The organism is Agrobacterium sp. DE0009, assembly GCF_007680755.1.
In the GTDB taxonomy this organism is placed as follows: Bacteria; Pseudomonadota; Alphaproteobacteria; order Rhizobiales; family Rhizobiaceae; genus Agrobacterium; species Agrobacterium tumefaciens_B.
In genome coordinates this window covers 95,368-120,429 of the sequence record NZ_VEIU01000007.1, presented here as the reverse complement: position 1 = coordinate 120,429, position 25,062 = coordinate 95,368, and the positions used below count along the sequence as shown (strand labels likewise).

The following is a 25,062-nucleotide window of genomic DNA, read 5'->3' as shown; positions in this document are numbered from 1 at the left end:
AGGCCGGGAGAATGGCCTCATTACCGGGCCGCCTTACCAACCGCAGCCCGAACTCCCGCCTGAAAGGAAAAGATGATGACGCTGCTGGTCATTGCCTATCTCGGAGGGGTGCTGACGATTCTCAGCCCCTGTATCCTACCCATCCTGCCCTTCGTTTTTGCGCGGGCGGGACAACCGTTCCTGCGCAGCACACTCCCCCTGCTCGTCGGCATGGCGGCAACCTTTTCCGCGGTCGCGACGCTCGCCGCATTTGGCGGCAGCTGGGCCATCAATGCCAATGAATATGGTCGGCTTGCCGCTCTCGCGCTGCTCGCCGTCTTCGGCGTGGGGCTGATCTCGCCGCGCGCGGCCAGCGTCATCAGCCGCCCGGTAGTCGAACTCGGCAACCGCCTTGCCAATGCCGCCGGGAAGCCGGGGGCTGTTCCAACGGTCGTGGGTTCCCTGATGCTCGGCATCGCCACCGGCCTCTTATGGGCGCCCTGCGCCGGACCGATCCTTGGACTGGTGCTGACCGGTGCGGCCCTGAAGGGCGCCAATCTGGGGACCAGCCTGCTGCTTACCGCTTATGCCACGGGTGCCGCGACCTCGCTTGCCGTGGCCCTCCTCGTCGGAAGCCGGGTATTTGCGGCCATGAAGCGGTCTCTCGGTTTCAGCGAGCGGATCCGGCAGGGGCTTGGCGCAGCGGTTCTTGCCGGGGTCGCCGTCATCGCGCTCGGGTTCGATACGGGCTTCCTGTCGCAACTTTCCTATGCGAGTACGGCATCCTTTGAACAGCAGGTCCTTGATCGGCTCCATACCGCCAAAGCCCCTGAACAGAAGATAGCAACGGCGGGCGAAGCCGACGCCCCGGCGGCAGGCGCCAGCGCTGCGCCGTTCAGGTCGGAACTGCCGGCTGAAGGCCGGGCCCCGTCCCTCGATGGCGCCGTCGAATGGCTGAACTCGCCACCGCTCACGCGTGAACAACTGCGTGGCAAGGTCGTGCTCATCGACTTCTGGACCTATTCCTGCATCAATTGCATCCGCACCATTCCTTATGTGCGTGCCTGGGCGGAGAAATACAGGGATCAGGGCCTCGTCGTCATCGGCGTCCACGCGCCCGAATTCGCCTTCGAAAAGAAGATCGACAATGTCAGGCAGGCCGTAGCCGGCTTCAAGATCGACTATCCGGTAGCAATCGACAATGATTACAAAATCTGGCGCGCCTTTGATAACAGCTATTGGCCGGCACATTACCTGATCGATGCCAGGGGTCAGATCCGCTACCACCATTTCGGCGAGGGCAACTACCGGGAGACCGAAGAGGCGATCCAGAATCTGCTGCGCGAGGCCGGCAGCAGCGCTTCCGCCAGCGACACCGTGAGCCCCGAGGCAAACGGCACCGAAGCCGGCGCGGATATCAGGCACATGCTCTCGGGTGAAACCTATATAGGTTACAGGCAGGCGCAGGGCTTTGCGTCAAACGAGGCGATACGCGCAGACACGCCCCGCGATTACTCCGTCAAGACACCGGCCCTGAATGAATGGGGACTCTCCGGAAAATGGACCGTTGGCGCGGAAGCGGCGACCCTTGATGTGGCAGATGGCGGCATAACCTACCGCTTCAGCGCCCGTGACCTGCATCTGGTCCTTGGGCCTGATGGTGCCGGAAAACCGGTCCGTTTCCAGGTGAGCATCGACGGCCACCCGCCAGGCGCGGATCATGGAGCCGATACGGATGCCGATGGCAATGGCGTCGTCACGTCAACCCGCCTTTACCAGCTCGTCCGCCAGTCCGGCACCGTTGAAGCCAGAACCTTCGCCATTCGTTTTCTGGATCCCGGCGTGCAGGCCTATGCCTTCACCTTCGGCTGACCCCGATCTTCGTCCCACCCGCAGGAACACCAAAGGAGAAACACGATGCACCACCGTCTCATGCCAAAATTAGCGCTCGCCGTCGCGACCGCCCTGATCGCATTTGCCGCGCAGGCGGCAGAGGTCAAGAATATCGTCATAGTCCACGGCGCGCTCGCCGATGGCTCGGCCTGGCGCAAGGCGACGGATATCCTCGAAAGCCGGGGGTTCAACGTCACGATCGTGCAGGAGCCCATCACCTCCCTAGCCGATGACGTCGCGGCGACAAACCGCGTCCTTGATCTTCAGCAAGGCCCAAGCCTACTGGTCGGGCACAGCTACAGCGGAATGGTGATCTCGGAAGCCGGTAACCGACCGGATGTGGCAGGTCTCGTTTATGTCGCCGCCTTCCAGCCGGAGAAGGGAGAGAGCCTTCTCGACCTCGCCGGATCGAAACCACCGGCTGGCAAAGGCATCAAGCAGACGAAGGATAACGCATTCCTTTATCTCGATCCGGCCGCCTTTGCCCAAGATTTCGCAGCCGACCTGCCCCGTGAGGAAGCGGCTTTTATGGCAAAAAGCCAGGTATTCGCTGCCAAGGCCGCCTTTGCCGCCAAGGCCGACGAACCAGCCTGGAAAACAAAGAAGAGCTGGTCGATCGTCGCAACGCAGGACCGGTCGATCAACCCCGATCTCGAACGTGACATGGCAAAGCGCGCCGGTAGTGCGGTGACCGAGATTGCGGCGAGCCACGCGGTCTTCGCCTCCCAGCCCGAAAAGGTCGCGAATGTCATTGAACAGGCCGCCCGGCAATCCGCGCAATAAACAGCGCCACTTTTGAGGTTCTGATATAGCCGCTCCCGGCACCGGGGGCGGCTGATTTGCGTTCAGAGGGCAGACCGAATGTATCAGACTGTATCCAGAGCCGTCGCTGCTACAAAACCATTCACATTCGTGCCCCCTCGACACATCGAGGATACACGCACGGCGTTACCTGCCCATCATCCAACATGGACAGGAGAGACTACAATGAATTCCGAGATCAATTTCCAGCGCCGCCGCTTCTTCGGCATTGCCGCAATGACGGTTGCCGCCGTCGAATTTGGTGCGGCAGGCCTGGCGCACGCCAAAGGCGAACCCGCTTCGACTCAACCCTCAGCGCCAAGCGGTGCAGCCACCTCCTTTGGCGCCCTGAAGCAGGTCAAGGCGGGCGTTCTCAATGTCGGTTATGCCGAAGCTGGCCCCGCAGACGGCCCGGTCGCGCTGCTGCTGCACGGCTGGCCGTATGACATCTACAGCTATGTCGATGTCGCGCCCATCCTTGCGTCGGCAGGATATCGGGTGCTTGTCCCCTATTTGCGCGGATATGGCACGACCCGCTTTCTCTCGGACGAAACCGCGCGCAACGGGCAGCAGGCAGCACTTGCGGTCGACATGATCGCCTTTCTCGACGCGCTCGGCGTCAAACAGGCCATAGTGGCTGGATACGACTGGGGCGCACGCACTGCCGACATCATGGCGGCACTCTGGCCAGAGCGTTGCACGGGCCTCGTGTCGGTGAGTGGTTACCTTATCGGCAGTCAGGAAATCAACAGGAAGCCGCTTTCGCCCAAGGCGGAACTCTCCTGGTGGTACCAGTTCTATTTCGCGACTGAACGCGGCCGTGCGGGCTATGCCGCCAACACCCGCGACTTCGTTCGCCTGATCTGGCAGACGGCATCTCCGACCTGGAAATTCAGCGACGAGACCTTTGATCGTTCTGCTCCCGCATTCGACAACCCCGACCATGTGGCGATCACTATCCACAATTACCGCTGGCGGCTGGCACTGGCCGAAGGCGAAGCCAAATATGATGATTATGAGCGCCAGCTTGCAAAACTTCCAGTCATCACCGTTCCGACGATAACGCTGGAAGGTGACGCCAATGGCGCGCCGCATCCGGACCCTTCCGCCTATGCATCGAAGTTTTCCGGCAAGTACCAGCACCGCAATATCAGCGGTGGAATCGGCCATAACCTTGCGCAGGAGGCGCCGGAGGCGTTTGCGAAGGCGGTTCTCGACGTCGCAAAGCTTTAGGCTTGCCGAAGCCCGCGAACCGTTGTCTTACTGCCTGTGACAGCGGATGACGCGGTAGCGGGCCACTCGAACCGTCCGAACGACGAAAGCACCCAATGGAACATATCGATCACATTCTTGTCGTTGACGACGACAGGGAAATCCGGGAACTGGTCTCCAGCTACCTGAAGAAGAACGGCTTGCGCACCACCGTTGCGGCCGACGGACGACAGATGAGAAGTTTTCTCGATGGCAACGCCGTCGATCTGATCGTGCTCGACGTGATGATGCCCGGCGATGACGGGCTGGTCCTATGCCGTGAGCTGCGAGCGGGGAAACACAAAGCCACGCCGGTGCTGATGCTCACCGCACGCGACGACGAGATGGATCGGATCATCGGGCTCGAAATGGGTGCCGACGACTATCTGTCGAAACCCTTCGCGGCCCGGGAGCTTCTTGCGCGGATCAAGGCCATCCTGCGCCGCACGCGGATGCTGCCTCCCAATCTGCAGATCAGCGAGGCCGGGCAGCTCTTGACCTTTGGTGACTGGCGCCTCGACACCGTGGGCCGCCACCTGCTCGACAGGGAGGGCACGACAGTGGCCCTGAGCGGCGCTGAATACCGACTTCTCAGGGTCTTCATCGATCATCCCCAGCGCGTCCTCAACCGCGACCAGCTCTTGAACCTCACCCAGGGGCGCGATGCCGAGATCTTCGACCGGTCGATCGATCTTCTCGTGAGCCGCGTGCGCCAGCGGCTGGGGGATGATGCGCGGGAACCCACCTACATCAAAACGGTGCGGGCGGAGGGTTATGTCTTTTCCGTACCGGTGGAGATTTCGGAGCCAAGGACATGAACGATCGGCACCTGCTTGCCGGCTGGTGGCCACGCTCGTTGCGGTCCAGGCTCTTTCTCATTCTGTTCGCCGGCCTCGCCATCGCCTATGGCCTGTCGTTCAGCATCCTTTTTGCCGAACGATACATGTCGGCCAAGGCGGTCATGCTCGGCACGCTAGAGCAAGACCTTGCGGTTTCGATTGCCATCGTCGACCGCCTGCCTGCGGGTGAGCGGGCCGACTGGGTCAATCGTCTCAGCCGCAGCAACTATCAACTCGTCCTGGGCCCCGGCCTTCCCGGCGTTTCCGACTTGTCCGGACGCGGCGCGGAAATCGCTCAGAGGATCGAAGAAGCCGTAGGACACAGGTTTCCCGTCAGGGTCGAGTCCATTCCCGGCGACGGCAAGAGGCTTCAGGCACATCTGACGTTATCCGACGGTTCGCCCCTGACGATCGACGTGACACCGCGCGGCGTGATGCCCCTGGCGGAATGGCTGCCTTATGTCTTCGCTGCGCAAATGGTGGTTCTCCTGCTGTTGACCTGGCTTGCGGTGCGGCAAACGACCCGGCCCCTCAGCGCGCTTGCTGCGGCAGCGGAAGCGCTCGACCCGGGCGAGAAGGGTTTGCCGATGAGCGAGAACGGCCCAAGCGAAGTTGCCCATGCCGCCCGCGCCTTCAACGCCATGCGTGATCGCGTCGCGCAATATCTCGAAGAACGCGTCCAGATTCTGGCGGCGATCTCGCACGACCTGCAGACGCCCATCACCCGGATGCGGTTGCGGGCCGATATGGCAGACGATACGCCGGAAAAGGAAAAACTGGTCAGTGACCTGCGTGAAATCGAACGTCTGGTGCAGGACGGGATCGCTTATGCGCGCAGCGCTCACGGCAACGGCGAGAAAACATCGCGTATCGACCTGGCTTCCTTCATCGACAGCATCGCCTACGACTATCAGGATACCGGAAAGGCCGTCACGGTCTCCGGCATTGTCCGCGGCACGGCGTCGACCAAACCGCATGCATTGCGCAGAATATTGACGAACTTCATAGATAACGCCCTCAAATTTGCCGGTGGCGCCGAAATCACGGTGGACCGACGCGCCGAAGGCGCCGTGGTCATAACCGTGCTGGATCGCGGACCGGGTATCCCTGACCAGATGCTGCAAAATGCCATGCAGCCCTTCTTCCGAATTGAAACGTCGAGGAACCGCGACACAGGCGGAACAGGTCTCGGACTTGCAATCGCGCAGCAGCTCGCCGGAACGATCGGTGGCTCGGTTCGCCTCTATAACAGGCAGGGCGGAGGGCTCGCGGCCGAGGTGGCTTTTCCCTGAAGAAAGGTCGGCCGATGATATTGTCGGCCGCTACGTTTCGATACAGTTTCGCATTTTCCGGAAACATGCCGGATACGCTGATCCATCACAAAGCTCCTATCACGAAACGCCGCAGCAGCGGCAAATGAAAGGAGCCTCCCATGACCAAGATCGAGACTGTTCTTTATACCGGCAAGACCCACACGAGGGGCGGCCGTGACGGATCGGCGCAAAGCGACGACGGTGCGCTCGGCATCAAGCTCTCCCCTCCGGGCAGCGGCAAGCCGGGCACGAATCCCGAACAGCTTTTTGCGGCAGGCTGGTCGGCGTGTTTTATCGGCGCCATGACAAAGGCGGCGGCGAAACGCCAGCTCCGGCTTCCCGCCGACACCGCCGTCGATGCGGAAGTCGACCTCGGCACGACGGGCGGCGAGTTCTTCCTGCAGGCTCGCCTGTCGGTAAGCCTGCCCGGGATCGATCGTCCCGTAGCACAGGCCATCATCGAGGATGCCCATCAGATATGCCCCTATTCGAAGGCAACCAGGGGGAACATCGATGTTACGCTCAAGCTCGCTTAAGCCTGTTGTTTCCGCCCGTGCGCTTGTCATCGCCATCGTGTTTGCGGCGATATTTGCAGCACCGTGCGTATATGATGCAACAGCCGACGAGCCCTCGCAGCTCGCGGGACTTCTGGGCGCGGTCTCATCGATGTGACCCCAAGGGAACGGCTCGGCGCCCGCCGCAGCCGTTTTCGCTTTTCCACTTCTTCCTGCCATCCCTCTGATCAACTCGGTGAAGTCTTCTTGGACCCATCCGGCGCGCCTCCAGCGCGTTCCGCGGCGTCCAGACGAGCCGGATTTCCAACCATCTTAAACGAGGCGAGATCAATGCGATCAATTGAACACATCTATATCGACGGTAAATTTGTGGTGCCAGACGGCAATGAACGGATGGACCTTTTCAATCCGGCAACGGAAGAAAAAATCGGCGATGTCCGGCTTGGCAATGCTGATGATGCAAGGGCCGCAGTGGCAGCCGCGAAACGGGCTTTTCCCGCCATGGCAATATCCACCAAGGCGCAGCGTATCGATATGCTGCGCAGCCTGCGCGACACGATCGAAGAGCAACCGGATGAGCTCACGCAGGTCATGACCGAAGAATACGGCGCGCCCGCTTATTTCACGGCTTTCTCCGTTCAAAATGCAGCTTCGACTTTTGATGTTATGGCTGAGACCGTCGCGAACTACGACTTTGACCGGGTCGTGGGCAAAAGCACGGTCAGGATGCTGCCGCGCGGCGTTCTCGCCGCCATCACGCCCTGGAACAGCAATTTCGGCTTTATCGCCACCAAGCTTGCGCATGCAATCGGTTCAGGCTCGTCCCTCGTCATCAAACCGGCCGAACAGAGTGCATTTCAGACGGATATTCTGGTGAGAAGGCTGCATCGGGCCGGCCTGCCTGCAGGGGTTTTCAACATTGTCAACGGCACGGGTCCGGTGGTCGGTGCGGCGCTGACGCAGGATCCCGACGTGGCGACCGTCAGTTTCACCGGTTCCACCCAGGCTGCAAAGATCATTCAGCGCGCGGCGATCGACGGCATGAAAAGGGTGGTTCTGGAGCTGGGAGGCAAAGCACCCACCATCATCCTGCCGGATGCCGACCTCGACAAGGCTATACCTGTCGCCCTGATGTCGGGCTTTGCAAACAGCGGCCAGGCCTGCGTCGCGGGTACCCGTATCCTTGCTCCAAGGTCCCGTCTCCCCGAGATTGCCGAGCGGTTGAGGATGGCGGCTGAAAAATTCAAAGTCGGCGATCCCCGTGATCCGGAGGTTCGGGTAGGCCCTCTCGCCAGCCTTGCCCAATGGGAGAGGATCCAGACTTACATCCGGCTTGGTGTCGAAGAAGGAGCAACCCTGCTGACAGGCGGAACCGGACGACCAGCCGGGATTGAAAAAGGATGGTTCGCCCGCCCGACAATTTTTGCAGATGTCACGAACGAAATGCGCATCGCCCGCGAAGAAATCTTTGGTCCCGTCCTGTGTCTTCTCGCCTATGAGGACGAAGATGAGGCCGTCAAAATCGCCAATGATAGCGACTACGGATTGCAAGCCTATGTGCTTGGATCCGACCTCAGACGTGCCGAACGCATCGCCGAGAGGCTGATGGCCGGCCGCGTCGTCATCAACGGCGCACCGCATGATCCCCGCGCGCCCTTCGGCGGTTTCAAGCAGTCCGGTATCGGCAGGGAGATCGGTGCCTTCGGTCTCGACGGCATGCTCGAACCGCGAGCCGTTCTCACCCCGTAACGCGAGAAATCTGCAGCGCCGGTCCCGGCGCACTCTCCGTTCTGCTTCAGGCCGACTTTGTATCCAGAAGTGTCAGCCGTGCGAAAACCGACGTTTCGTGACGCAACAGCAGGTCGAAAGAAACAGCCGGGATACAGTCAACATCCACCTGTTTCGGACGCGAAATGGTCGCGGAACACATCGATATGGAGAGAAACATGACCGACGTTCTTCACCCTGCAAAAGGCGGGCACGGCACCGCGATTGTCCTTGGGTCTGCAATGGCGGTGTTGATGGCCTTCACCCCTGCCTTGGCGGTTGAGACTGTCAAACCACCCCAATCCGAAACCGCCTTTGCCGACGACAGCATCCGGCCGTTCGAGGTTCATGTCGATCAGGCACAGATTGACGACCTCAAGGCAAGGATCAGGAATGCGCGCTGGCCGGATAAGGAAACCGTTGGTGATATTTCCCAGGGCATCCAGCTGGCGCGGGTTCAGGATCTCGTCCGATACTGGGGCAGCGACTATGACTGGCGGAATGCCGAGAAGGAACTCAACGCCTTGCCGCAGTTCATCACCAGGATCGACGGCGTCGACATCCACTTCATTCATGTCCGCTCACGCCATCCCAACGCCTTGCCTGTCATCCTCACCCACGGCTGGCCGGGTTCAGTCTTCGAGTTCACAAAAGTCATCGGCCCGTTGACGGACCCGACCGCTTATGGCGGCAAAGCCGAAGACGCGTTCGACGTGATCATCCCCTCCATCCCCGGCTATGGTTTTTCAGGCCATCCGACCGATCTGGGCTGGGGACCGGACCGTGTTGCGCGGGCCTGGGACGCCCTTGTGAAGCGCCTCGGCTACACACGATACGTTTCCCAGGGCGGCGATCATGGTTCGGTCATTTCCGATGCGCTTGCCCGGCAGGCGCCAAAGGGTCTGCTCGGCATCCATCTCAATATGCCGGCCACCGTTCCCGGCGCGCTCATGAAAGGCATCAACAGCGGTGATCCGGCCCCTGCGGACCTGTCTGCGCCGGAACGAAATGCCTATGACTCGCTCAAAGAGTTTTTCGGCAGGAACGCTGCCTATGGCGCAATGATGGTGACAAGACCGCAGACGATCGGCTATTCCTTGTCGGATTCCCCTGTCGGTCTTGCATCTTTCATCTACGAGAAATTCGCGCAATGGAGCGACAGCAATGGCGAGCCCGAAAGCGTGCTTTCCAGGGATGAAATGCTCAACGACATCACTCTCTACTGGTTTACCAACAGCGGCGCGTCCGGCGCGCGCTTCTATTGGGAAAACAACAACAACAACTTCAGCGCGGACGCACAGAAGACGAAGGACATCAAGATCCCAGTCGGCATCACCGTCTTCCCGAAGGAAATCTACCAAGCGCCGGAGAGCTGGAGCAGGCAGGCCTATCCATCGCTGACCTATTATCATCAGGTCGATCATGGCGGACATTTCGCCGCCTGGGAGCAGCCCGGGATTTTCTCGAGCGAGCTTCGTGACGCCTTCAGAAAACTGCGCTGAGAGACGTCAGTCTGGAAGCGCGGTTCCCGACCGCGCTTCCTCACATCCTCGTCTTGCTGTCCGATTTAACGCTTGGGCATTTCTGCACCAAAAAAGCCGTCGCTCGACACCAGTCGAGGAACGGCTTTTTCCATATCTGATGCCAGGAGATTTCAGGCCGCAACCGGGACGCGTTCCGCCATCCACTGATCCAGCGCAGATCGCAGCATTGATCCCGGCACAGCCTCCGAGGAGGCGATCCTCATCAGGTATTTTGCGGCGTCGACGGCTGTCGAGCAGCTGATCGGCAGGCGGTTCTCTTCGCAGAACTCATTCAAAACCCTGCGGATCGACAGAAGCGACACTGCGTTGGTCATCTCGGATCTCCATCATGCATACGATATTGCGCCACTTGATGGAGAAGCGTTGTGTCGAGAGTTTTCCACCGAAACCGAAAACGGTACCTCGATGTAGCCTCTCTAATTGCTACAATAAGCTACGGTCGAGGACGGCAATCGCATCGATCAATCCTGAAATTCGTTTCGTTATTCGAAGGATCCGGCTTCGCATCGACGCGATTTTCCGCCTCGGCCTGCTGCGACAGAGGAAGCTCAAGCTGAATATTCTCCATCTCGGGCAGGCTTGCGATGCCGTCGCGAAGGGCAGCGTTTTCATAAGATGGCTTGAAAGGCATCGAAATCTCCTGCTTGCAAGATAGTGGCCGCCAACCTCTTCTCCAGCTAGCGGCCGCTTAGTCGATCAGCCCTTCACGAAGGCCAGCAGATCGGGATTGATGATGTCGGCATGGGTTGTCAGCATGCCATGCGGATAACCCTTGTAAACCTTCAGCGTGCCGTTTTTCAGAAGCTTGACTGACAATTCGGCCGAATCTGCGATCGGCACGACCTGGTCGTCATCGCCGTGGAGAACGAGCGTCGGCACCGTGATCGCCTTCAGGTCTTCGGTCTGATCGGTTTCGGAAAAAGCCTTCACGCCGTCATAATGGGCCTTGGCGCTGCCCATCATGCCCTGACGCCACCAGTTCTGGATAACACCGGGATAGATTTTGGCGTTAGGACGGTTGAAACCGTAGAACGGCCCGGTCGGCACGTCGAGGAAGAACTGGGCGCGGTTTTCGGCCACACCCTTGCGGAAGCTGTCGAAAACTTCGATTGGCAGGCCACCGGGGTTGGAGGGCGTCTTCAGCATCAGCGGCGGAACCGCGGAGACGAGGACGGCCTTGGCGACACGGCCCTGCGGTTCGCCAAATTTTGCGACGTAACGCGCGACCTCACCACCGCCAGTCGAGTGTCCGATATGAACAGCGTTCCTGAGATCAAGATGTTCGGCAACAGCGGATGCATCGGCGGCATAATGATCCATGTCGTGGCCGTCGCTCACCTGCTGAGAACGTCCGTGACCGCGACGATCATGCGCCACGACGCGGTAGCCGTTCTGAACGAAGAACAGCATCTGCGCATCCCAGTCGTCGGAGGATAGCGGCCAGCCGTGATGGAAGACGATCGGCTGGGCATCCTTCGAACCCCAGTCCTTGAAATAGATATCGACGCCGTCCTTGGTCTTTACGAATGATTCGGTCATTGGAAATGCTCCTTCATTGCGGGTTGGGATGGATTTTGAAAATGCGAGCGTCGGCATGGCCATTGCAGTGGAAAACGCGGCGCCGGCCAGCAGGACATGCCGTCTGGAAATTGCGAGCTCGATGGGATTGTCGGTCATTTCGTTTTCCTGCCGGATTCAGCGCGCGCGTCGGGTGGTTTCGAATAGGAACCAGGTGCGGCGCTCCGTCTCGTCGATCCAGTTTTCAATCAGGCTGGTCGTGGCGTGGTCATTGAGATCGGAGGTCAGGCTGTGCGTTTGCCGCAGGATGGCGGTCAGTTGCTTGTTGTCCTCGCGCAGTTCGGCCAGCATATCCTCCGGCGTGACGAAGTCGGCGTCATTATCAAGAAGGCGCTGGAGGCGGCCGATCTGACCGATTGAGCGGATGGTTGTACCGCCGATCTTGCGCGCCCTTTCGGCAATGTCGTCAGTCATCGCAAAGATTTGAGCACCCTGCTCGTCCAATAGCGTGTGATAGTCCCGGAAATGCGGGCCGGAAACATGCCAGTGGAAGTTCTTGGTCTTGATGTAGAGCGTGAAGACATCCGCTAGAAGCGCGGCCAGCGCAGCGGCGATGTCGCGGCTCGCTTCGGCTCCGAGATCGGTCGGGGTTGCGAGTGGAAGCTTGCGGTTTTTGGTAGCTGTGGTCGTGTCCATCATCGGTCTCCTTTTGCAATCGACCGCCCGTTGTTGAGCGCCCCTGTTGCGGCTGTATGATCGACACGGAGAATAGGGAGAAGAATGGGTCCGGAGAAATCGGCTGCTGGTACAGTCCACCCGATACCTAAGTGTAGTTTCGGCCAGGTGGTCCCCGAGATAGGGTTTGCCAATCGCCCCGCCCCAAGGCGATTGGCTCGCAGAAGCCAGAAGCCTCCGGTGTCCCCTCCCCGGAGGCGCGGATCTCCCCTCCCGATCCGCCAAGGCCGCCCCTGTCACAGGAGGCGGCCTTTTTCATTTTGCCCTCGGCTGTTGAGGCAACCTATGCCTGAGTATGATGTTTACGCTTGCGCAGGTGCGTTAGCGTCATCGGGCACGGCAACAGTCAATCAGCGAAATCGAAGGAAATCTGACATGGCGGAAGAACGGCCTGAAGGTATTGAGAGATACGATCATCCTGCTGGCGGCTGGGATGCGTTAAAAGCGGTCGCGAAAACGCTCGCCCACCAGCAGATCATCGCGCAGGGCACCAAGACGCTGCTCAAGGCCAATCAGCCCGAGGGTTTTGACTGTCCCGGCTGCGCCTGGCCAGACCCCAAACACACCTCATCCTTCGAATTCTGTGAGAACGGCGCCAAGGCCATCACCTGGGAATCGACCGCAAAACGATCCGGCCCGGAGTTCTTCGCGCAACATACGGTTTCCGAACTGTGGCAATGGACGGATCACAAGCTTGAGGATGCCGGTCGACTGACCCTTCCCCTCTATTACAATGCCGCGAGCGATCGCTATGAGCCCATAGCCTGGGACGACGCCTTCCTTCTGATCGCGCAGGAACTTAACAGACTTGATGATCCCAACAAGGCGGAATTCTACACTTCCGGCCGGGCGTCCAACGAGGCGGCGTTTCTCTATCAGCTTTTCGTGCGTGCCTATGGGACAAATAATTTCCCTGACTGTTCCAACATGTGCCACGAGGCCACCAGCGTTGGCCTTCCGAAGTCCATCGGCGTTGGCAAAGGCACGGTGACGCTCGAGGATTTCGATCATGCCGATGCGATCTTCAGTTTTGGCCATAATCCGGGCACCAATCATCCACGCATGATGACGACGCTACATAATGCCGCAAAACGCGGCGTACCGATCGTCGTCTTTAACCCTTTGAAGGAACGGGCGCTGGAACGTTTCGCGGCGCCGCAGGACCCGATCGAAATGGCGACGCTTTCCTCAACGCCGATCGCCTCCGCCTATCACCAGCTGCGCACCGGCGGCGATCTTGCAGCCCTTAAGGGTATCATGAAGGCCGTGTTAGACCTCGATGCAGAGAGCCTTCAGGCCGGCCAGACTGGCGTACTGGACCGCGATTTCATTGAACAGCATACCACGGGCCTGGACGCACTGCGCGCCGACATTGACGCAACCTCATGGGATACGATCTGCTCCGTCAGCGGGCTGACGAAGGAGGCGATAGAGAGCGTCGCAAGGATTTATGTCAACGCCTCGAATGTCATCATCTGTTACGGCATGGGCATCACGCAGCATGCCAAGGGGACAAGCAATGTGCAGCAAATTGCCAATCTCCTGCTGCTGCGTGGCAATATGGGCCGCCCGGGCGCGGGGATAGCGCCCATTCGTGGCCACTCCAATGTCCAGGGAGATCGCACCGTCGGCATCACCGAAATCCCGAACAAGGCGCTGTTGGAAGGGATGGAACGCGCTTTCGGATTTCGGCCCCCTGAAGAAAAGGGTCACAATGCGATTGAGGCCGTGGAGGCAATCATCGCCGGAAAATCCCGGGCCCTCATCTGCCTTGGTGGAAACCTCGCTGTCGCCATGTCGGATACTGGCGCGACCTTCGAGGGCATGCGCAAACTCGATCTTGCTGTCCACATCGCGACAAAGCTGAACCGCTCCCACCTTTTGACCGCACGGACATCGTTGATCCTGCCCTGTTTTGGTCGCACCGATCTGGATACGCAGGCCTCTGGCCCGCAGGCGGTGACAGTGGAAGACTCCATGTCGATGGTGCATGCGTCGCGCGGTTTCCTTAAGCCCCCGAGCGAATTGGTGCGGTCTGAACCAGCCATCATCGCCGGTATCGCCAAGGCGACCCTCGGAAACCGCCATGGCATCGACTGGGACTGGCTGATTGCCGATTACGACCGCATCCGCGACAAGATTGAAGAGGTTTTTCCGGACTTCAGGGATTTCAACAGCCGTGTCCGCGTCAAAGGTGGCTTCCGCCTCGATGTCGCCGCCTCCTTCCGTCGATGGAATACGGAGAGCGGCAAGGCCAATTTCCTTGTGGCCACCGGGCTGGAAGAGGATCCACTCATCTCCAATCCGGAAGCCCTGGTTCTGACCACCATCCGCAGCCATGATCAGTACAATACGACGATCTATGGGATGGACGATCGTTACCGCGGCGTGTTTGGCCGAAGAGACATCATCTTCATGAACAGGCAAGACCTCGCCGCACGCGGCCTGAAAGATGGCGACCGCATCGATATCAGCGGCATCGGCAAAGAAAGTGAGGAACGCCACCTCGTGAAGGGTTTCACGGTTGTGGAATATAACATACCGAAGGGTTCCGCCGCTGGTTACTACCCCGAGATGAATGCGGTGGTAGCGCTCGGCCATTACGACCGCCTTTCGGGAACGCCCTCGTACAAGGGCGTGCCTATTACGGTAAGTGCAGCAGCAATCTGAGGCGCGAAACACCGGCGCGCAACGCAGCGGTCGTTGCGCGTTTTTGCTGTCGCCTGTATCAGATGTCTTATCGGGCCATAGTCATGGCCTGTGGACGAGGGTCCTACATGCTGATTTTTGCATATAGCGCCGCATCCATTTCCCGCTATCCTGATGTTTCGACGACGGTGGCAACCAAGACCTATGTATAGGTCAGGTTGTGCTGAAAAAACCGTATTGTCGGCAAAAATCGCATCGGGGGAACAATGTCGATTGCGTCAAGGATGTTTCGCGCGCGCGAACCTGAAGGTAGAGCGCACCATCTGGCTTTTGGCCTTGGGGCGCTGGCGCTGGCGGCCGCGGTATTTTACGTTGATACCTATACCGACATAGAAGGCGCGATCGCGGTGCTTTATGTCATCACGGTCCTTTTGGCCGCGCAGACTGTAAGCTGGTCGGGACTGATCGTGATTTCCTGCGCCTGCGCCATTCTTTCCCTCCTGTCCTATGCCGCGACACACGCAGATGACGCGGATTTTCAATCGGCGCTTCGGTTGGTCGTCGCCCTTGCAGCACTTGCCGTCACGACCGTGCTGCTTTTGAAAACCGAGACCGCCCGGCTGGCAATGTTGTCAGCCAATGCGGCGCTGAAGGAAAGCGAGGAGCGTTATCGCTCCATTTTCGACCGTACGCGCGTTGCACTTTGGGAACGCGACTATTCGAAGCTTCACGCCTTGCTGATGAGCCTCAAGCAGCGGGGCATCACCGACATGCGGGCCCATGCCCGCGCCAATTCGGGTTTTACGCAGCAATGCATCGATCTCATCACGGTCGTTGCATCGAATGAAGCCGGAAAGGAAATGCTGGGTTACGATTCCTCTATTCGCGGCACCCTTCAGCAATCGATCGTTTCATCCACCGGCAAGTTCGTTGATGTGTTGCAGGCGATTATCGACAACCGGCGTGTCTTTGAAGACAAGGTTATGGTGCGGACCGACAGCGGCGTAGATAAGCTGGTACTTCTTTCCATCAGTTTTCCTGCGGAAGCGGCGTCCTTCAACCGCGTGGTGGTCAGCATGGTGGATATCACCCAACGCGAAATGGAGCTGAAGGCGCTGGCAGAAGCACAGGCGGAACTGACAAAGGCGTCCAAGGCGGCGGCCGTCGGAGCCATGTCCGCATCGCTCTCCCACGAATTGAACCAGCCGCTCGGCGCCATCATCGTCAATGCGCAGACATTGCTGCGCTGGCTCGATCGCGATCCGCCCGATCTCGCGGCCGCCCGCCGCTCGGCCGAACGCATGATCCGCGACGGCCAGAGGGCGAGTGACATCATCCAGAACACGCGTAGCCTGCTCGCCCATACCAGCGGCAAAGTGGAAACCTTCGACCTCGATGAATTCATCGATGAAACACTCAGCCTTCTCGAACATGAGCTGGAACGCAGCGGGACCACGGTCCATATGGAAAAACAGGCCACACCGCCGATAACGGCCGTCAGGATCGAATTGCAGCAGGTTCTCATCAACCTATTCACCAATGCCATTCAGGCCATGGACGAGGCAGGCATCGGCAATCGCACCATCACGGTACGGAAGGAACGTGAAGACAGCGACAATATTCGGATTGCGGTTCGCGACAACGGGCCTGGTTTCCCCCTTCAGATGAAAGACAAGCTGTTTTCACCCTTTTTCACGACGAAGGAGACGGGAATGGGCATGGGGCTTTCCATCTGCCGCACGACACTGGAAGCACGGGGCGGCAGGCTTACCGGAGACAATCATCCTCTCGGAGGGGCGGTCTTTACCATTTCCATGCCGATCAGCCAGGAGATCGAACATGCCTGAGCCACGCAAGACAACGAAGGAGCCGCCCTCACCCGTCGTCTTCATCGTCGATGACGACGTGTCGATGCGGGAAGCCCTTACCGATCTTTTCCGCTCCATGAAATTCGACGTCGAAGCTTTCGACAGCGCCGCCGCTTTCCTGGAAAAAGCCAATCTGGACCGGCACGGCTGCCTGCTGCTGGACGTGCGGCTTCCGGGCACGAGCGGTCTTGATTTCCAGATGCAGCTGGAACGCGTGGGTAACAGGATGCCGATCATTTTCATGACCGGCTTCGGTGATATTCCGATGAGCGTGCGAGCAATGAAAGCGGGAGCGGTCGATTTTCTGACCAAGCCGTTCAAGGAACAGGACATTCTGGATGCCGTCGCGCAGGCGATGGAGCGGGACGCGTCGCGACGCCGCGAAAGCGCCCAGAACGAGGCCGTCAGCTCCCTTGCCGAGCAGCTGACGCCAAGGGAGCGCGAGGTCATGGGGGCCGTTGTCCGCGGCCTGATGAACAAACAGATCGCTTACGAACTCGGTATCAGCGAAGTCACCGTGAAATTGCACAGGGGCAATGTCATGCGCAAAATGGAGGCCAGATCGGTCGCCGACCTCGTTCGGAAAGCGGAACTGATCGGCGAGAAGTTCCGACCACCTGTATCTTAGTATGGTATCTTTCAAATGGGCCTGAGCGCATAGAGGAAGAAAGATAACAGAAAAGGTCGCTTTCATTGCCCCCCGTTCCCGTCATTGCCGTCGTCGACGACGATCCAGCCATCCGTGAAGCCATGGATGATCTCATCATGTCCTTCGGTTACGAATGCCGCCTGTTCGCATCCGCCGAGCATTTTCTGGAGTCGCAGCAGCAGGCGGGCATCGACTGCATCGTCGTAGATGTGAAAATGCCCGGTCTGTCCGGCATCGAGCTGCAGAGCGAGCTCAATCGGCGCGGCAGCCATCCGCCGATGATCTTCGTAACCTCCTACGAGGATGAACGCACCCGGAATGCTGCCCTGAGCGGCGGCGCTTTGGCCTTTCTTCGCAAGCCGGTCAATATCGGCAATCTGATCGGATGCCTGGAATCCGTTCTCGGCGAGCGGCCCTGACCGCAGCATGCCGCTCGGCCGCAATCGGCGACTGGACAACCTTCCATCGCGCTGACCGCTCCCATCCGATGAACATCCGTGACGACTTCATGCTCCGACGCGCTGCCGTCCGAGCATATTTTGCCGTTGAGCAAATGCCTTTCGGCATTTGTCCTGCCGCCAACACCTTCCGCTATACGAACTAGACCTCTGTATAGATGCCGGCGCATCCACTCCGCCGTAGCCTTTGTTCCAGTCAAGCGCCTCCCTTGTGGACGGTCCTTGCGACACCATCACCCTATTTGTGGAGCAGGGCATGACCTCCATCAGTCAGAATGCAGACGAGCGCAGACCTCGTCATCTCAAAGTCGCAACGGTGTTGGCATTGGGAGCGGGTGCGGTGCTCGGTGGCAATGCTCTCCTGATCAGGAATACCGAACCGGCGCTTGCGGCCTCCGAAGAGGTCGCATCGGCGAGCGGCTTCCGCATCGTCACGCCGCAGACGATTGACGGGCTCGCCGGACTTTCCGCGGCCGACAGCGATGCGCCCGAAGGCGTGGCTGTTCCGGTAATGGACAGGACGTCCTGCGTCGCCACTCGCGCCGCCCAGAAGACGGACCGGAACGACACGTTCGATCCCAGAGCCTTTTGTCAGTTGCAACACCGCCTCTTCAATGCCGAGCTGATCGACCGCATCGCGGTGCTCCAGCTCGCATCGCAACCCCACCCTATCGATACCTCCTCCCAATTCGCCATGAACAAGGAGTTCTGAAATGGAAACGTTGACCAGACGCGCAGTCCTCGCAATCGGCGCCGTCGGCGGCACCGCCCTTGCCGCCAGCACGGCCGGAGCAGCATCGTTCGGCAATCCCGATCTGCCTGCAGAGGGAGCAATCAATGCCAATGCCGCCAGCGTCAGCGATCCCGGCCCGAAGAACCCTGCGATGAACGACCAGTTTCCGTCTTTCCAGAGCCCACCGGCGACCGATGTCGGCGACATGCAGCTTTTCTGGGGCTCGTTCAACAACGCCGCCAAACGTATCCAGAACGGCGGCTGGGCCCGCCAGGTGACCAAGTCGGACTTCGCGATTTCGGATGCCGTCTCCGGCGTCAACATGCGGCTGGGACCAGGCGGCATTCGCGAGATGCACTGGCACCGCGCGGCAGAATGGGCGATCATGACCAACGGGCGTTGCCGCATCACCGTGCTCGATACGCAGGGTCGCGCTTATGTGCAGGACGTCGAGGCTGGTGATCTCTGGTATTTTCCGGCCGGCTATCCCCATTCGCTGCAAGGGATCGGTCCTGACGGATGCGAGTTCGTCATCGTGTTCGATGAAGGCGACCAGTCCGAATACGGCACCTTGCTGCTGACCGACTGGCTGGCGCATACCTCACCCGAACTGCTGGCCAAGAATTTCGGGGTCGCGCCGGACGTCTTCCGCAACATTCCGCTGCAGAACCTCTGGATTTTTCAGGGGAAGGAGCCGGGACCGCTCTCCAGGGATCAGGAAGCCGTTGCCGGAGCTGGTCTCCCTCCTTTCCCTTTCACCTACAAACTCGGGACATCAAAACCACTGAAGGAAAACGCAGCCGGCGTCATTCGCCTTGCGGATAGCAGCGCCTTTACCGTTTCCAAAACCATTGCCGCCGCCATCGAAACGATCAAGCCGGGCGGCGTGCGTGAAATGCACTGGCACCCCAATGCGGACGAATGGCAATACTGGATCAAGGGTGAAGGCCGGATGACCGTGTTCGACGCGGGGCCACGCAGCCAGACCGCAGATTTCCGTGCAGGCGATATTGGTTACGTGAAAAGAAGCCAGGGCCACATCATCGAAAACACCGGGAAGACCGATCTGCAATTCGTCGCGGTCTTCAAGGCCGCCGAATACCAGGAGGTCAGCCTGTCGTCCTGGCTGACGCACACCCCGCCGGCGCTGGTGGCGCAGCATCTGAACGTCAGCATTGAGGATGTGGCGAATTTTCCCGCCGACCAGCCTGCGATCATGCCCGGCTGAAGAAATCGACCGGCGTTTCGGCAGACCCGATCCGCCGGTCGTTCCTCACCAATACAAAACTCGAAAGATAGGAACGGGCCATGAAACCATTGACAATCCGGATCGCCGGCGGCTCGCTTGCCGGCCTCTTTACGGCGATATTGCTTCAGGAGGACGGGCACGATGTGAGACTATACGAACGCTCATCGTCCGGCCTCGCCGGGCGTGGCGCGGGACTGGTGCCTCAGCAGGAGCTGTTTGAGGTTCTCGGCCAGATCGGCTGCGAAGACGTTGCCCATGTCGGTGTGGTCGCGAAGGAACGCATCTACCTCGATGCCGGTGGCCGCGTGGCCCAGCGCCAAAACACGCCGCAGATGCAAGTGTCGTGGGACTACCTCTTTGAACGCGTGTCCTCGCGCCTCCTTGCCGACACCTATCGTCTCGGCCATCATGTCAATGCGGTCCGGGAAGGTCCCGAAGGGGTGATATTGTCATTCGCCGACGGCACGGACGAACGTGCCGATCTGGTAATCGGCGCGGATGGTTTGGGTTCGGCAGTCCGAGGTGCCGTCAACCGTCGTTCAGAAAATGCCTATGCAGGCTATGTCGCCTGGCGCGGGCTCATCCCCGAAACGAAATTGCCTGCCGATGCAGCCCTGCTGCTGGACCGTTTCGCCTTCTACATCGCGCCCGGAGTTCATGTTCTCGGTTATCTTGTACCGGGGCCACGTGGCGAAACGCGGCAGGGACAGCGCCGCTACAACTGGGTCTGGTATCGTCCGACAGCGGCGGATGAGCTTGCTCGAACCTTCACCGGCCGTGACGGCAGGCTTTTCCAACATTCCTTGCCGCGCGGCGAACTGTCGGAGTACCGCCGAAAGCAATTGCGCGAAGACGCCTTTTCGCTTCTGCCGCCGCAATTGGCGCTCGCGGTGGTAGCTGAGGAAACCCCGTCCATCCAGGGTATTTTTGACTATGAGGCCGAACAAGTGGTGTCGCAGCGTATCGCGCTGGTCGGAGATGCCGCCTTTGTCGTGCGCCCTCACACGGCCATGGGCGTTTCCAAGGCCGCAGGCGACGCAATGGCGTTACGCGATGCCCTGCGGCAAACCGAGGATTTGCCCGGCGCCCTCTCACACTATCAGAGAGCCCGCCTGCCGGTGGGCAGGTCCATTGCCGCTTATGGACGGCGGCTCGCCGAAACCGCGATGTAAACACGGGCCAAAAATCAGCAACCTTCCCGCCTTGCTTCATGTCCCGTTTGCGCTACCCTCTCCACCGGGGAATAGTTCTCAACGAGGGACCGAGGCATGTGCAATCATTGCGTGATCGAAAATGTGAAACAGAACATGCTTTCGCGACGCCTGCTCTTCAAGGGCGCGGCGGCCGGTGTCGCGGCGGTTGCGGCGGGCAGCGTTGCTGCCCCGGCGCTCGCCCAGGCGCCGACGCGGGTCGTCGATCTCACCCACACATATGATTCGGAATTTCCAACATTTGACGGAAAACCGGGCATCGCGTTCGAGTGGGCCGCCGATATTGCCAAGGACGGATACCAGCTCCACAAACTCACCATCTATGAGCACACCGGCACGCACATCGATGCCCCGTTTCACTTCAGCGCGGACGGCGCGAGTGTCGACCAATTGGAGCCACAAAAGCTCGTAGCGCCGCTGGTGATCATCGACATTACAGACCGCGCAAAAGAAGATGCCAATTCCACGATCGAGGCCGAGGATATAGAGCGCTGGATATCCGCCAACGGTGACATTCCCGTAGGCGCGGTCGTCGCTCTGCGCTCCGGGTGGGCGACCAAGGTGAAAAGCCCCGCCTTCAGAACCGACGATGCCGGAAAATTTGCGTTTCCCGGCTTCGGAAAATCGGCAACCGATCTTCTGTTGAAGCACGAGGCGGTTGCAATCGGTGTCGACACCCTCTCGCTTGATCCAGGCAACTCAGCGGATTTCGCCGTTCACAATTCCTGGCTGCCTGCCGGGCGCTACGGTATAGAGGGCCTGAATAATCTCGAGGCTCTGCCGGTCAAGGGCGCGACCATCGTTGTCGGCGCACCAAAGCATCGTGGCGGAACGGGTGGACCGGCGCGCATTCTGGCCCTGGTCTGAAACCTGCGCATTCGGCAACCCCACCCTGAGGGCACCAGCGCATGAACTGCGACTGAATAGTCTCTTCAGCTTCCATTCCGATGGGACCGTCTACAACAAAGACGTTCAACCGCGGTCCCATCCGCCTGAGGAGACAGTCATGATCCGTACGTCTTTTGTTGCAATCGCACTTTCCGCTCTCGTTGGCATTACCGCCACGTCTCCCGTCATGGCCAACGATGTGCGCATCGAACAATACGGCTGGTCCAACTCGGCGGGCGGCGCGCAGGAAGGGTATGGCAACCGCATCCGCACCTATCAGAATGGCGGCTACAACAGAATTACCGGCCATCAATACGGTCGTCACAATCTTTCCGCCGTCGGGCAGGAAGGCCATGACAACTACGGCTCCACCTATCAGACGGGTAACCGCAACGTGGCTGGTATCGGCCAGTTCGGTTCCAATCACACCACCATCCTGACGCAGGACGGCAATGGAAATATCGCGGCGGGTGTGCAGGTAGGCCGTGGCTGCAGCGCCAATGTGGCCCAGGGCGGCAATGACAATGTGGCTGCTTTTGTGCAGGCGTGCCCGTAACGGCAGCCGCAGCGACGTCAAAATGGTCGAGATCAAAACACCCGCTCATCAGGGAGACTACCATGCCCCATCGCGTCAGACGTACACGCCCGCTGGCAGCATTCATTGCGCTCGCAATGCTCCCCGTCGGCGCCCTTGCGGCAATCTCGACAGCAAAGGAGCCCGCAGCCGATAAAGTCTGCGCCATCAAGGCGACGCCGCAGACGGGCATGGTGAAGCTGCAGGCTTTCGCCAACGCAGACCCCAAGGAAACAGGCACCTACACGTTCCGCATTGAAAAATCAGGCGGCGGCGGCAGTTCCCTCATCAGTCAAGGCGGTGATTTCAGCGCCGCAGCAGGAGGCTCGCAGTTGTTGAGTTCAGTGATGCTTGATGCCGCGGGATCGCGTTACAAAGCGGTGCTGGATCTTACAATCGATGGCAAGACCTTCACCTGCACCAGCACGGGCGGCGGCTATTAGTCAGTCATCGCCAAGATATGACCAGAAAAGGACGCCGGCTTCGGCGTCCTTTTCGTGTTGTCGCCACCGAGCGCTGAACGACATCTGAACGGCCGGTTCCAGTCGGGTTCAGTTAGACAATGCAATAGTCGGACCATCGACAGGCCGCTCACAGATGGAGATAACAATGGCTCGCAACATGTTGAAAATAATGGCCGTTACCCTGCTTGCCGGCGGCCTCGCGCCGGCTGTGCTTTCCACGCCCGCCCATGCCGGCGGCAGCATCTCCTTCAACCTTGCGCCAACCGATGGGCCGAACGGCGACCTCCTCTCGACAGGAATCCGGGCCTACTCCCTCTATCGAAACTTCAAGAACGCCGACATCAAACAGCTCGGTCGCGGCAATGCAGCGGGCATCGCCCAGAACGGTGGTGGCAACCTTGGTTTTATCCGTCAACGCGGAAATGGCCATTCGGCAACGCTGCAGCAGAACGGCAACAACAATGCCTATGGCATCTTTCAATATGGCCGGAATACCGACACCAATGTGGTGCAGGATGGCGACAACGGCAGCGGCCTCACCTTCAGCTATGGCTGGTAAAGAATGGAATTGCCGGGCCTGAGCTGATATCGCCGGCCGCTTTCGGCGCGGTGTCAGCTCAGCCTGGCAAGGAACCTTGCTGCTTTCGCCCTGAGATCGTGGCGCACATCCTCGCTCATGCGGGCCCACGTGGCATAGGGCTGCGCGAGACGATGGTTCGATTTCAGCTTGTCTCGGTTGCGAGCGAGAAAATCCCAATAAAGCGCATTGAACGGACAGGCATTCTCCCCCAGACGCTCTTTTGGATCGTAGCGGCAGGTGCTGCAATAGTCAGACATGCGATTGATGTAGTTTCCGCTGGCAGCGTAGGGTTTCGTGCCCAGAAACCCGCCATCGGCGAACTGGCTCATGCCGACCACATTAGGCAGTTCGACCCATTCATAGGCATCTGCGTAAACCTCCAGATACCATTGATGAACGGCCTTCGGATCAATGCCGGCCAGCAGCGCAAAATTGCCCGTGATCATCAGGCGCTGAATATGATGCGCATAAGCATTTTCCATGGTTTCCCTGATCACGATCGCCATGCAGTTCATGTGCGTCTTGCCCGTCCAGTAAAATCCCGGCAGCGGCCTGTCGTTGCCAAAGAAATTCATTTCGACATAGTCCGGTCCTGCAAACCAGTAAATGCCGCGCATATATTCCCGCCAGCCGATGATCTGGCGGATGAAACCTTCGACGGCGTTTAGCGGCGCTGCGCCCTCATGATAGGCGCGCTCTGCAGCCTTGCAGACGTCCAAGGCGTCGAGCAGGCCAGAATTGATGTAGAACGACAGGAGAGAGTGATTGAGATAGGGATCATCCTGCAGCATGGCGTCCTGCGTCGCGCCGAAGTTCGGAAGAAAATCCTCGATAAAGGACGTCATGACGCGCTCCGCATCCTTGCGCGTCACGGCGAAACGGAAATTTTTCAGCGTGCCGAAGTTTTCCGAAAACAGTGCATCGACTGTTCCAAGGACCTCTTTGGTGATCTCATCCGGCTCTACGACCAGACGTTTGGGCCTCAGTAGGTCTGGCTTTGCCGGATTGCGGTTCTCCGCGTCGAAATTCCAGCGCCCGCCGACAGGCTCGTCACCCTGCATCAACAGTCCTGTCTTTCGCCGCATCTCGCGGTAGAAATACTCCATCGTCAGGCTTTTTCGACCGTCGGCCCAGTCTCGAAACTCGTCCTGCGTTGCGAGAAACCGCGTATCCGGCCTGATTTCGACCGGCACGCCGACGGCACCCTCTAAACTCTCGAGTTCGGACTTGACGCGCCATTCGCCGGCCTCGGTCACGCAAATTGCCAATGGATCGATGACGGTTACCGCTCGTCTGACTTCGCCGGTAAAGGAGCCCGCATTGTCTTCATCATCGATTGTCGTGTAGCGCACCCGATAGCCTGCTTCGCGCAATTCTTCGGCAAAGTGCCGCATCGCCGAGAAGATGAATGCAATCTTCTTCTTGTGGTGACCAACATAGGTCGCCTCTGCCATCACCTCACAAAGCAGTAGCGTATCTTGTTCTTTATCAACGCCATCAAGCGAGGAAATCGAAGGCGACAATTGATCCCCGAGGATCAAGATGAGACGGGACACGCGCGACTTCCTTAAAACGGGCGACCTT

The 25,062-nt window shown here is 59.4% G+C and carries 24 protein-coding genes; 19 read left to right on the top strand and 5 right to left on the bottom strand.

The genetic code is table 11. From position 1 onward, the window contains the following. The first annotated feature begins 75 nt into the window (after positions 1 to 75). The 8 genes from FS804_RS20540 (at position 76) to FS804_RS20505 (ending at position 9,860) form a co-directional block, all read left to right on the top strand. Positions 76 to 1,851 (top strand): cytochrome c biogenesis protein DipZ, encoded by a 1,776-nt coding sequence (locus tag FS804_RS20540; RefSeq protein ID WP_186376933.1) that lies wholly within the window; start codon positions 76 to 78, stop codon positions 1,849 to 1,851. Positions 1,852 to 1,896: 45 nt separating this feature from the next. Next, positions 1,897 to 2,655, top strand: a complete 759-nt coding sequence (locus FS804_RS20535; protein ID WP_144578722.1) for an alpha/beta fold hydrolase — start codon at positions 1,897 to 1,899, stop codon at positions 2,653 to 2,655. A gap of 204 nt (positions 2,656 to 2,859) precedes the next feature. Next, positions 2,860 to 3,906, top strand: coding sequence for an alpha/beta fold hydrolase (locus tag FS804_RS20530; RefSeq protein ID WP_144578721.1), 1,047 nt, complete (start codon positions 2,860 to 2,862; stop codon positions 3,904 to 3,906). Positions 3,907 to 4,001: 95 nt separating this feature from the next. Further along, positions 4,002 to 4,742, top strand: a complete 741-nt coding sequence (locus FS804_RS20525) for a response regulator (protein ID WP_144578720.1) — start codon at positions 4,002 to 4,004, stop codon at positions 4,740 to 4,742. After that, on the top strand, positions 4,739 to 6,055 hold the full coding sequence (locus FS804_RS20520; protein WP_144578719.1) for a HAMP domain-containing sensor histidine kinase: 1,317 nt from the start codon (positions 4,739 to 4,741) through the stop codon (positions 6,053 to 6,055). Before FS804_RS20525 ends, FS804_RS20520 begins: the two co-directional genes overlap by 4 nt. A gap of 140 nt (positions 6,056 to 6,195) precedes the next feature. Beyond that, positions 6,196 to 6,612: an organic hydroperoxide resistance protein gene (locus FS804_RS20515; RefSeq protein WP_063951752.1), complete on the top strand. Its 417-nt coding sequence runs from the start codon at positions 6,196 to 6,198 to the stop codon at positions 6,610 to 6,612. Between the two features lie 309 nt (positions 6,613 to 6,921). Beyond that, on the top strand, positions 6,922 to 8,340 hold the full coding sequence (locus FS804_RS20510) for an aldehyde dehydrogenase family protein (RefSeq protein ID WP_144578718.1): 1,419 nt from the start codon (positions 6,922 to 6,924) through the stop codon (positions 8,338 to 8,340). A 197-nt stretch (positions 8,341 to 8,537) separates the two neighbouring features. Next, on the top strand, positions 8,538 to 9,860 hold the full coding sequence (locus FS804_RS20505; RefSeq protein ID WP_144578717.1) for an epoxide hydrolase family protein: 1,323 nt from the start codon (positions 8,538 to 8,540) through the stop codon (positions 9,858 to 9,860). Positions 9,861 to 10,012: 152 nt separating this feature from the next. On the opposite strand, the gene FS804_RS20500 is transcribed toward FS804_RS20505, so the two are convergent. The 4 genes from FS804_RS20500 to FS804_RS20485 form a co-directional block, all read right to left on the bottom strand. Continuing rightward, the gene (locus FS804_RS20500; RefSeq protein WP_063951749.1) at positions 10,013 to 10,216 is read right to left on the bottom strand and encodes a hypothetical protein; all 204 of its coding nucleotides are present in this window, start codon (positions 10,214 to 10,216) and stop codon (positions 10,013 to 10,015) included. A gap of 119 nt (positions 10,217 to 10,335) precedes the next feature. Further along, on the bottom strand, positions 10,336 to 10,533 hold the full coding sequence (locus FS804_RS20495; RefSeq protein ID WP_144578716.1) for a hypothetical protein: 198 nt from the start codon (positions 10,531 to 10,533) through the stop codon (positions 10,336 to 10,338). A 65-nt stretch (positions 10,534 to 10,598) separates the two neighbouring features. Continuing rightward, positions 10,599 to 11,579 carry an alpha/beta fold hydrolase gene (locus FS804_RS20490; RefSeq protein ID WP_144578715.1) on the bottom strand — a complete coding sequence of 327 codons (981 nt, stop codon included), beginning with the start codon at positions 11,577 to 11,579 and terminating at the stop codon, positions 10,599 to 10,601. 18 nt (positions 11,580 to 11,597) lie between these two features. Beyond that, positions 11,598 to 12,116 (bottom strand): Dps family protein, encoded by a 519-nt coding sequence (locus FS804_RS20485; RefSeq protein WP_144578714.1) that lies wholly within the window; start codon positions 12,114 to 12,116, stop codon positions 11,598 to 11,600. A 414-nt stretch (positions 12,117 to 12,530) separates the two neighbouring features. Between FS804_RS20485 and FS804_RS20480 the strand changes: the two genes are divergently transcribed. From FS804_RS20480 to FS804_RS20430, 11 genes are all read left to right on the top strand, one after another. Continuing rightward, complete coding sequence (locus FS804_RS20480; RefSeq protein WP_144578713.1) at positions 12,531 to 14,825, top strand: FdhF/YdeP family oxidoreductase; 2,295 nt, start codon at positions 12,531 to 12,533, stop codon at positions 14,823 to 14,825. A 245-nt stretch (positions 14,826 to 15,070) separates the two neighbouring features. After that, positions 15,071 to 16,651, top strand: coding sequence for a sensor histidine kinase (locus tag FS804_RS20475; RefSeq protein ID WP_144578712.1), 1,581 nt, complete (start codon positions 15,071 to 15,073; stop codon positions 16,649 to 16,651). Next, the gene (locus FS804_RS20470) at positions 16,644 to 17,300 is read left to right on the top strand and encodes a response regulator transcription factor (RefSeq protein ID WP_144578711.1); all 657 of its coding nucleotides are present in this window, start codon (positions 16,644 to 16,646) and stop codon (positions 17,298 to 17,300) included. The genes FS804_RS20475 and FS804_RS20470 overlap by 8 nt, the downstream gene beginning before the upstream one ends. A gap of 65 nt (positions 17,301 to 17,365) precedes the next feature. Continuing rightward, on the top strand, positions 17,366 to 17,740 hold the full coding sequence (locus FS804_RS20465) for a response regulator transcription factor (protein ID WP_144578710.1): 375 nt from the start codon (positions 17,366 to 17,368) through the stop codon (positions 17,738 to 17,740). A gap of 295 nt (positions 17,741 to 18,035) precedes the next feature. After that, the gene (locus FS804_RS20460; protein WP_144578709.1) at positions 18,036 to 18,491 is read left to right on the top strand and encodes a hypothetical protein; all 456 of its coding nucleotides are present in this window, start codon (positions 18,036 to 18,038) and stop codon (positions 18,489 to 18,491) included. Between the two features lies 1 nt (position 18,492). Continuing rightward, complete coding sequence (locus FS804_RS20455) at positions 18,493 to 19,740, top strand: oxalate decarboxylase family bicupin (protein WP_144578708.1); 1,248 nt, start codon at positions 18,493 to 18,495, stop codon at positions 19,738 to 19,740. 80 nt (positions 19,741 to 19,820) lie between these two features. Next, a complete protein-coding gene (locus tag FS804_RS20450; RefSeq protein WP_144578707.1) occupies positions 19,821 to 20,933 on the top strand; it encodes an FAD binding domain-containing protein in 1,113 nt (370 codons plus the stop codon). Between the two features lie 96 nt (positions 20,934 to 21,029). Continuing rightward, entirely contained in the window at positions 21,030 to 21,839 is an 810-nt protein-coding gene (locus FS804_RS20445; RefSeq protein WP_144578706.1) for a cyclase family protein, read from the top strand. A 139-nt stretch (positions 21,840 to 21,978) separates the two neighbouring features. Further along, positions 21,979 to 22,416, top strand: a complete 438-nt coding sequence (locus FS804_RS20440) for a curlin (protein WP_063951815.1) — start codon at positions 21,979 to 21,981, stop codon at positions 22,414 to 22,416. Positions 22,417 to 22,478: 62 nt separating this feature from the next. Next, positions 22,479 to 22,877, top strand: coding sequence for a curli-like amyloid fiber formation chaperone CsgH (gene csgH, locus FS804_RS20435; RefSeq protein ID WP_144578705.1), 399 nt, complete (start codon positions 22,479 to 22,481; stop codon positions 22,875 to 22,877). 166 nt (positions 22,878 to 23,043) lie between these two features. Beyond that, positions 23,044 to 23,457, top strand: a complete 414-nt coding sequence (locus tag FS804_RS20430; RefSeq protein ID WP_186376932.1) for a curlin — start codon at positions 23,044 to 23,046, stop codon at positions 23,455 to 23,457. Positions 23,458 to 23,510: 53 nt separating this feature from the next. On the opposite strand, the gene phrB is transcribed toward FS804_RS20430, so the two are convergent. Further along, positions 23,511 to 25,034, bottom strand: a complete 1,524-nt coding sequence (phrB, locus tag FS804_RS20425) for a (6-4)DNA photolyase (RefSeq protein ID WP_144578703.1) — start codon at positions 25,032 to 25,034, stop codon at positions 23,511 to 23,513. Between the last annotated feature and the right edge of the window lie 28 nt (positions 25,035 to 25,062).